The sequence below is a fragment of the Actinosynnema sp. genome, from assembly GCF_052038725.1.
In genome coordinates this window covers 1-7,989 of record NZ_JBQGCX010001359.1, presented here as the reverse complement: position 1 = coordinate 7,989, position 7,989 = coordinate 1, and the positions used below count along the sequence as shown (strand labels likewise).

General features: G+C 71.4%; 6 protein-coding genes. 5 read left to right on the top strand and 1 reads right to left on the bottom strand.

From position 1 onward, the window contains the following. Nucleotides 1-402 precede the first annotated feature (402 nt). Nucleotides 403-786 (top strand): hypothetical protein, encoded by a 384-nt coding sequence (locus tag ACTUAL_RS28685; protein ID WP_440902422.1) that lies wholly within the window; start codon nt 403-405, stop codon nt 784-786. A gap of 97 nt (nt 787-883) precedes the next feature. On the opposite strand, the gene ACTUAL_RS28680 is transcribed toward ACTUAL_RS28685, so the two are convergent. Beyond that, nucleotides 884-1,807 (bottom strand): heme o synthase, encoded by a 924-nt coding sequence (locus ACTUAL_RS28680; protein ID WP_096496075.1) that lies wholly within the window; start codon nt 1,805-1,807, stop codon nt 884-886. Nucleotides 1,808-2,080: 273 nt separating this feature from the next. Here ACTUAL_RS28680 and tkt point away from each other — a divergent pair, with 273 nt between their 5' ends. The 4 genes from tkt to zwf all read left to right on the top strand — a co-directional run. After that, the gene (gene tkt / locus ACTUAL_RS28675) at nt 2,081-4,180 is read left to right on the top strand and encodes a transketolase (protein WP_440902423.1); all 2,100 of its coding nucleotides are present in this window, start codon (nt 2,081-2,083) and stop codon (nt 4,178-4,180) included. 32 nt (nt 4,181-4,212) lie between these two features. Next, nucleotides 4,213-5,325, top strand: a complete 1,113-nt coding sequence (gene tal, locus ACTUAL_RS28670; RefSeq protein WP_015803894.1) for a transaldolase — start codon at nt 4,213-4,215, stop codon at nt 5,323-5,325. Between the two features lie 2 nt (nt 5,326-5,327). After that, the gene (locus ACTUAL_RS28665; protein WP_096496077.1) at nt 5,328-6,947 is read left to right on the top strand and encodes a glucose-6-phosphate isomerase; all 1,620 of its coding nucleotides are present in this window, start codon (nt 5,328-5,330) and stop codon (nt 6,945-6,947) included. Then, nucleotides 6,944-7,989: glucose-6-phosphate dehydrogenase (gene zwf, locus ACTUAL_RS28660; protein ID WP_440902421.1), on the top strand; the 1,046-nt coding region annotated here is incomplete at its 3' end. The genes ACTUAL_RS28665 and zwf, both read left to right, overlap by 4 nt.

Here is a 7,989-nt window from a genome sequence, read left to right as displayed (position 1 = left end):
GTGAGGGCGGGAACCGGGTCGCGGCGAGGCCGTAGGCGGTCCAGGAAAACAGCGGCACGCCGACGAGCAAGGGCGAAGGCCAGGCCGCGGCGAGCACCGTGGGCGGTCCGGGAAAACAGCGGCACGCCGACGAGTGAGGGCGGGAACCGGGTCGCGGCGAGCACCCTGAGCCGTCCGGGGAAGGCAGCGGCGCGCGGACGAGTGAACGCGAGGGCCGTTCAGGTGCTCCCCCGGTCCGCGTGACCGCCCGAGGGCCGGCCCGTTCGGCGGGGTGCGCGCCCCGCCGGACCGCGCGGGACGGTCTTCGGCTCCCCCGAGCGGGTGGTGCGGTCCCCTGGAGCGGCGTGGCCCGGCCGGGGCGACCGCCCGGAGCTGTCGGCCCCCGCCCCTACCCTCCGCCCCATGGGAGTCTCGCTCTACTACACCGCCACCCGCGCCACCCCGCTCACCGACGCCGAGCTCGCCGCCGTCGACGCGATCGTCACCCGGTGGAACGACACCGCTCCCTACCCGGACGACGAGGAGGGCCTCTACCTGTACCCGGTCGACGGCGCCGTGCTCAACGGCTCCACCAAGCTCCCCTTCGAGCTCGACCGCACCGTCCCCTCGCTCGTGCACTGGCAGGCCGCCGTCACCGAGCTGCGCCGCGCCCTCCCCGACGCCGACTGGCGGGTCACCGTGGACGACGGGGACGTGCCGTGGACCGAGGAGCACGGGTACGCCAACCCGGCGCTCGCGGAGCTCGACCTGACCGCCCTCCTCGCCGAGAACCTGAAGAACCCCTGAGACCCCGCGCCCGGAAAACCGCCGAAAACCCCCGGAAAAAGCGAAAGCCGGGGCCCGGAAAACCGGACCCCGGCCTCGGCCGGGCGCTAGCCCGAGATCAGAACGGCCACCCGAGCACCGGAAGGCCGACCACCGCGTCCACGGCCAGGCCGCAGAACACCAGGGTCAGGTACAGGTTCGACATGTGGAAGAACTTCATCGTGTTGGTCGACCCGCCCTTGCGGACCACCCCGTGCAGCCGGTGCGCGAACACCCCGAACCACACGCCCGACGCCAGCGCCACGCCCACGTAGATCCAGCTCGTCACCGGGGCCAGCAGCAGGCTGCACAGCACCGTCGCCCAGGAGTAGATGACGATCTGCCTGGTCACCTGCTGCGCGGTGGCCACGACGGGGAGCATCGGCACGCCCGCCCGCGCGTAGTCCTCCTTGAACTTCATCGCGAGCGCCCAGGTGTGCGGCGGCGTCCAGAAGAAGATCACGCCGAACATCGCCAGCGCGGGCAGCTCCACCGTGCCGGTCACCGCCGACCAGCCGATGACCACCGGCATGCAGCCCGCGAGGCCGCCCCAGATGATGTTCTGGGAGGTCCGGCGCTTGAGCACCAGCGTGTACACGAAGATGTAGAACAGGATCGTCGCGACGGCGAACACCGCGGACATCAGGTTCGTGGTGATCCACAGGAACGCGAACGACACCACGCCGAGCACGACGCCGAAGATCAGCGCGTTGCGCGGCGGGATCGAGTTCTTGGCCAGCGGCCTGGCGCCCGTGCGCTTCATCACCGAGTCGATGTCGGCGTCGATGTAGCAGTTCAGGGCGTTGGCGCTGCCCGCGGCGAGCGTCCCGCCCGCGAGCGTGCACGCGATGAGCCACAGCGGCGGCAGCCCGCGCTCGGCCAGCAGCATCGCCGGGATGGTGGTGATCAGCAGCAGCTCGATCACCCTCGGCTTCGTCAGCGCGACGTACGCGCCGACGACCTGCCGCGGAGTCCGCGCAGGGGCCTGCGCAACGGCACTCATCGCAGGGCGCTCCTCTGTCAGATCGGGGATGAACGGATCGTAACCGCGAGGTGTGGAGCCGGCCCTTTCGGGTAGGTGGTGACCAGCGGCACCACACCGCGCACACGCCCTGTGCGATCACGCACAGCGGATCTGCGCGCGTTCGGTGGCACATGCGCCCGAACAGCGGACTAGGCTGGTCGGAGGATGAGCAAAAACCGCGGATAGGCCCTGACGGGATCGATTGAGAAGCCTTGTCTGTGGACCGCCGCCCGCACTGAGACTGGAGCTGGAATCTCCGTGTCCGATGACATCACCCGGCTGACCGAGGCCACCGTCCCCGCCGACTGGACCGCGCTGGACAAGCGCGCCGTCGACACCGCGCGGGTCCTCGCCGCCGACGCCGTCCAGAAGGTCGGCAACGGCCACCCCGGCACCGCGATGAGCCTCGCCCCCGTGGCCTACTCGCTGTTCCAGCGGGTGATGCGCCACGACCCGGCCGACGCCGACTGGATCGGCCGCGACCGCTTCGTGCTGTCGGCGGGTCACTCCAGCCTGACGCTGTACATCCAGCTGTACCTGGCGGGCTACGGCCTGGAGCTGGACGACCTGAAGGCGCTGCGCACCTGGGGCTCCAAGACCCCCGGCCACCCGGAGCACCGCCACACCCCCGGTGTGGAGATCACCACCGGCCCGCTGGGCCAGGGCCTCGCCTCGGCCGTGGGCATGGCGATGGCCGCCCGCCGCGAGCGCGGCCTGTTCGACCCGGACGCCCCGGCGGGCGAGAGCCCGTTCGACCACCAGGTCTACGTGATCGCCTCCGACGGCGACATCGAGGAGGGCGTCACCTCCGAGGCCTCGTCGATCGCGGGCCACCAGCAGCTGGGCAACCTCACGCTGATCTACGACGACAACAAGATCTCGATCGAGGACGACACCGCGATCGCGCTGTCCGAGGACACCGCCAAGCGCTACGAGGCGTACGGCTGGCACGTGCAGGTCGTGGAGTCCGGCGAGAACATCTCCGGCATCCTGGCCGCGCTGGAGGCCGCCCGCGCCGAGACGGCCCGCCCGTCGCTGGTCGTGCTGCGCACGATCATCGGCTTCCCGGCGCCGAACAAGATGAACACCGGCAAGATCCACGGCTCCGCGCTGGGCGACGCCGAGGTGGCCGAGGTCAAGAAGGCGCTGGGCTTCGACCCGGAGCAGACCTTCGAGGTCTCCGACGAGGTGATCAACCACACCCGCTCGGTCATCAAGCGCGGTGAGGCGGCCAAGGCCGAGTGGCAGAAGTCCTTCGACGCGTGGGCGGAGGCGAACCCGGAGCGCAAGGCGCTGCTGGACCGCCTGATCGGCCGCGACCTGCCCGAGGGCTGGGCCGACGCGCTGCCCGTGTGGGAGCCGGACGCCAAGGGCGTCGCGACCCGCAAGGCCTCCGGTGACGTGCTGTCCGCGCTGGCCCCGGTCCTGCCGGAGCTGTGGGGCGGCTCGGCCGACCTGGCCGAGTCGAACAACACCACGATGAAGGGCGCGGACTCGTTCGGCCCGGTCAGCTCCTCCACGAGCACGTGGAGCGCGAACCCGTACGGCCGCACGCTGCACTTCGGCATCCGCGAGCACGCGATGGGCTCGATCCTCAACGGCATCGCGCTGCACGGCCCGACCCGCCCGTACGGCGGCACGTTCCTGGTGTTCAGCGACTACATGCGCCCGGCCGTGCGGCTGGCCGCGCTGATGAAGTCCGCGGTCACCTACGTGTGGACGCACGACTCCATCGGCCTCGGCGAGGACGGCCCGACGCACCAGCCGATCGAGCACCTGGCCGCGCTGCGCGCGATCCCCGGTCTCGCGGTGGTCCGCCCCGGCGACGCCAACGAGACCTCGGCGTCGTGGAAGGCGATCATCGAGAACCCGACCGGTCCGGCAGGCCTCGCGCTGACCCGGCAGAACCTCCCGGTGCTCGAGGGCACCAGGGAGAAGGCGTTCGAGGGCGTCGCCAAGGGCGGCTACGTGCTGGAGGACGCCGCGAACGGCGCTCCCGAGGTCGTGCTGATCGCCACCGGCTCCGAGCTGCAGATGGCGGTGGAGGCGCGGAAGGTCCTGGAGGCCGACGGCGTTGCAGCGCGTGTGGTGTCCATGCCGTGCGTCGAGTGGTTCGACGCCCAGGACGAGGCGTACCGCGAGTCGGTCATCCCGTCCTCGGTGAAGGCGCGCGTCGTGGTCGAGGCCGGGATCGCCCAGCCGTGGCACCGGTTCACCGGTGACGCGGGCGAGATCGTCTCGATCGAGCACTTCGGCGCCTCCGCCGACTACCAGACGCTGTTCCGCGAGTTCGGCTTCACGACCGAGAACGTCGTGGCCGCCGCCCGCCGGTCGCTGGACGCCACCCGCTGACCGACGACTCTTTTTCTAGGGGAGAAGCGAACATGACTGCGAAACCGCTGGCCGACCTCAGCGCCGCCGGTGTGTCGATCTGGCTCGACGACCTGTCGCGCGAGCGGCTGGACTCGGGCAACCTGGCCGGGCTGATCGCGGACAAGGCCGTGGTCGGCGTGACCACCAACCCGACGATCTTCGCCGGCGCCCTGTCCAAGGGCGACGCCTACGACGCGCAGGTGCGCGAGCTGGCCGCGCGCGGCGCCGACACCGAGGCCGTGGTGCGCGAGACCACCACGACCGACGTGCGCAACGCGTGCGACTTGTTCCGCGACGTCTACGCCAAGTCGAACGGCGTCGACGGCCGGGTGTCCATCGAGGTGGACCCGCGCCTGGCCAAGGACACCGACAAGACCGCCGCCGAGGCGCTCGACCTGTGGAAGGCCGTTGACCGGCCGAACCTGATGGTCAAGATCCCCGGCACCGTCGAGGGCCTGCCCGCGATCACCAAGACGCTCGGCGAGGGCGTCAGCGTGAACGTGACGCTGATCTTCAGCACCGAGCGCTACCGCGCCGTGATGGACGCCTACCTGGCGGGCCTGGAGCTGGCCAAGTCCAACGGCCACGACCTGCGCACCATCCACTCGGTGGCGTCGTTCTTCGTGTCCCGCGTGGACAGCGAGATCGACAAGCGGCTGTCCGCCATCGGCACCGACGAGGCCAAGTCCCTGCTGGGCAAGGCCGCGATCGCGAACGCCGTGCTGGCCTACGCCGCCTACCAGGAGGTGTTCTCCGGCCCGCGCTGGGAGGCCCTCGCGGCGGACGGCGCGAACGCGCAGCGCCCGCTGTGGGCGTCGACCGGCGTGAAGGACCCGAACTACTCCGACACCCGGTACGTCGACCAGCTGGTCGTCGACGGCGTGGTCAACACCATGCCGGAGAAGACCCTGGACGCGGTCGCCGACCACGGTCAGATCACCGGTGACACGGTCACCGGCAAGGCCGACGAGGCGCAGGCCGTGTTCGACGCGATCGCGGCGGCCGGCGTCGACGTGACCGACGTCTTCGTCACGCTGGAGACCGAGGGCGTCGACAAGTTCGAGAAGTCCTGGGCCGAGCTGCTGGAGACCGTCACCGGTCAGCTGGAGAAGGCGAAGGGCTGACGATGACCGAGGTGATCTCCGTGGAGATCGTCCGGGCGCCGAACGCGGAGCAGGTCGAGACCGTCGTGTCCGACCTGCTCCGCGACGCGGTCCCCAGCAGGCTCGCCGCAGGGGACGCCACGCTGTGGGGTCCCGAGGCCGAGCCCGAGGCGTCGATCCGACTCGCCTGGACGAAGCTGCACGAGACGTCCCGCCCGCTGCTGGCCGAGATCGCCGCGCTGCGCGCGGAGCTGCTGGCCGAGGGCGTCAACCGGGTGGTCCTCGCGGGCATGGGCGGTTCCTCGCTCGCGCCCGAGGTGATCACCGGCACCGCCGGGGTCCCCCTGGTGGTGCTGGACACCACCGACCCCGACCAGGTGGTCGAGGCGCTGGTGGAGAGCCCCGAGCACTCGGTGCTCGTGGTGTCGTCCAAGTCCGGCGGCACGGTGGAGACCGACAGCCACCGGCGGATCTTCGAGGACGCGTTCGCGGCTGCGGGCGTCGACCCGAAGTCGCGCATCGTCGTGGTGACCGACCCCGGCTCGCCGCTGCAGAAGGCGTCCGAGGAGGCCGGGTACCGCAAGGTGTTCCTGGCCGACCCGAACGTCGGCGGTCGCTACTCGGCGCTCACCGCGTTCGGCCTGGTCCCGTCGGGCCTGGCGGGCGTGGACGTGGAGAAGCTGCTCGACGAGGCCGCCGCCGCCGCGCCGCTGGTGTTCGCCGACTCGGCGGACAACCCGGCCGTGCGGCTGGCCGCCGTGCTGGGCGTGGCGCACGCGCACGGCGCGGAGAAGGTCGTCCTCGCCGACACCGGCTCGGGCATCTCCGGCCTGGGCGACTGGGCCGAGCAGCTGGTGGCCGAGTCCACCGGCAAGAACAGCACCGGCCTGCTGCCCGTCGTGGTGGAGGGTCCCGGCGCGCCCGGTTTCGTGGACGCGGGCTCCGACGCCACGACCGTCGCGATCGGCCCGGCCACCGGGTCCTCCGCGCTCGCGGTCGAGGGTTCCCTGGGCGCCCAGTTCCTGCTGTGGGAGGTCGCCACCGCGCTGGTGGGCCGGGTGCTCGGGATCAACCCGTTCGACCAGCCCGACGTGGAGGCGGCGAAGAAGGCGGCGCGCTCGCTGCTCGACGCCCCGGCGTCCGAGCCCGCGACGCCCGCGTTCACCGACGGCCCGGTCGAGGTGCACGTCTCCGGCGGCGACTGGCTGCCGAAGGGCGTCAAGACGGTCGCCGAGGCGATCCGCGCGCTGGTCGCGGCGGCCCCCGACAAGGGCTACCTGTCGGTGCAGGCCTACCTGGACCGGGTGAACGACGCGTCGTTCGCGCTCAGCCGCGCCGAGCTGGCCAAGCGCACGCACCTGCAGACCACCTTCGGCTGGGGCCCGCGCTTCCTGCACTCGACCGGCCAGTACCACAAGGGCGGTCACCAGAACGGCGTGTTCCTCCAGCTCACCGGCCACACCGACCAGGAGCTGGCCGTCCCCGGCCGCCCCTACGACCTGGCGACGCTCCAGCTGGCGCAGGCACTCGGCGACGGGCAGGTGCTCGCCGAGCACGGCCGCCCGGTGCTGCGGCTGCACCTGACCGACCGGGTCGCCGGGCTCGCCCAGTTCGTGGAGGCCATCCAGGAGGACGGCTCGTGACCACCGCCGAGCAGCGCAACCCGCTGCGCGACCCCAGGGACAAGCGGCTGCCCCGCATCGCGGGCCCCAGCGGCCTGGTGATCTTCGGCGTGACGGGCGACCTGTCGCGCAAGAAGCTCATGCCCGCCATCTACGACCTGGCCAACCGCGGCCTGCTGCCGCCGGGCATCGCGCTCGTCGGGTTCGCCCGCCGCGATTGGGAGGACCAGGACTTCATGCAGGTCGTCCACGACGCGGTCAAGGAGCACGCGCGCACGCCGTTCCGGCAGGCCGTGTGGGACCAGCTCGCCGAGGGCATCCGCTTCGTGCAGGGCAGCTTCGACGACGACGCCGCGTTCGACGCGCTCGCCGAGACGATCAAGTCGCTCGACGAGGAGCGCGGCACGGGCGGCAACCACGCGTTCTACCTGTCGGTGCCGCCGAGCGCGTTCACCACCGTGGTGAACCAGCTCAAGCGCGCCGGTCTGGCCTCGCCCCCCGGCGACAACCCGACCCAGTGGCGCCGCGTGGTGATCGAGAAGCCGTTCGGGCACGACCTGGCCAGCGCGAAGCAGCTGAACGGGATCGTGAACGACGTCTTCCCCGAGGAGTCGGTGTTCCGCATCGACCACTACCTCGGCAAGGAGACGGTCCAGAACATCCTGGCGCTGCGCTTCGCGAACCAGCTGTACGAACCCATCTGGAACGCGAACTACGTCGACCACGTGCAGATCACCATGGCCGAGGACATCGGCCTCGGCGGTCGCGCGGGGTACTACGACGGGATCGGCGCGGCGCGCGACGTCATCCAGAACCACCTGCTCCAGCTGCTGGCGCTGACCGCGATGGAGGAGCCCGTCTCCTTCCGCCCCAGCGACCTGCGCGCGGAGAAGGTGAAGGTCCTGTCGGCCACCCGGCTGGTGGGCCCGTTCGACGAGACGACCTCGCGCGGCCAGTACACCGGCGGCTGGCAGGGCGGGCAGAAGGTGCCCGGCCTGATCGAGGAGGGCGGCTTCTCCAAGGACTCCACCACGGAGACCTACGCCGCCATCACCGCCGAGGT

Bases quoted from the DNA above. Each gene is read 5' to 3' on its own strand.
- tal (WP_015803894.1), top strand. From the start codon at position 4,213: ATGACTGCGAAACCGCTGGCCGACCTCAGCGCCGCCGGTGTGTCGATC.
- ACTUAL_RS28685 (WP_440902422.1), top strand. From the start codon at position 403: ATGGGAGTCTCGCTCTACTACACCGCCACCCGCGCCACCCCGCTCACC.
- ACTUAL_RS28665 (WP_096496077.1), top strand. From the start codon at position 5,328: ATGACCGAGGTGATCTCCGTGGAGATCGTCCGGGCGCCGAACGCGGAG.
- ACTUAL_RS28680 (WP_096496075.1), bottom strand. From the start codon at position 1,807: ATGAGTGCCGTTGCGCAGGCCCCTGCGCGGACTCCGCGGCAGGTCGTC.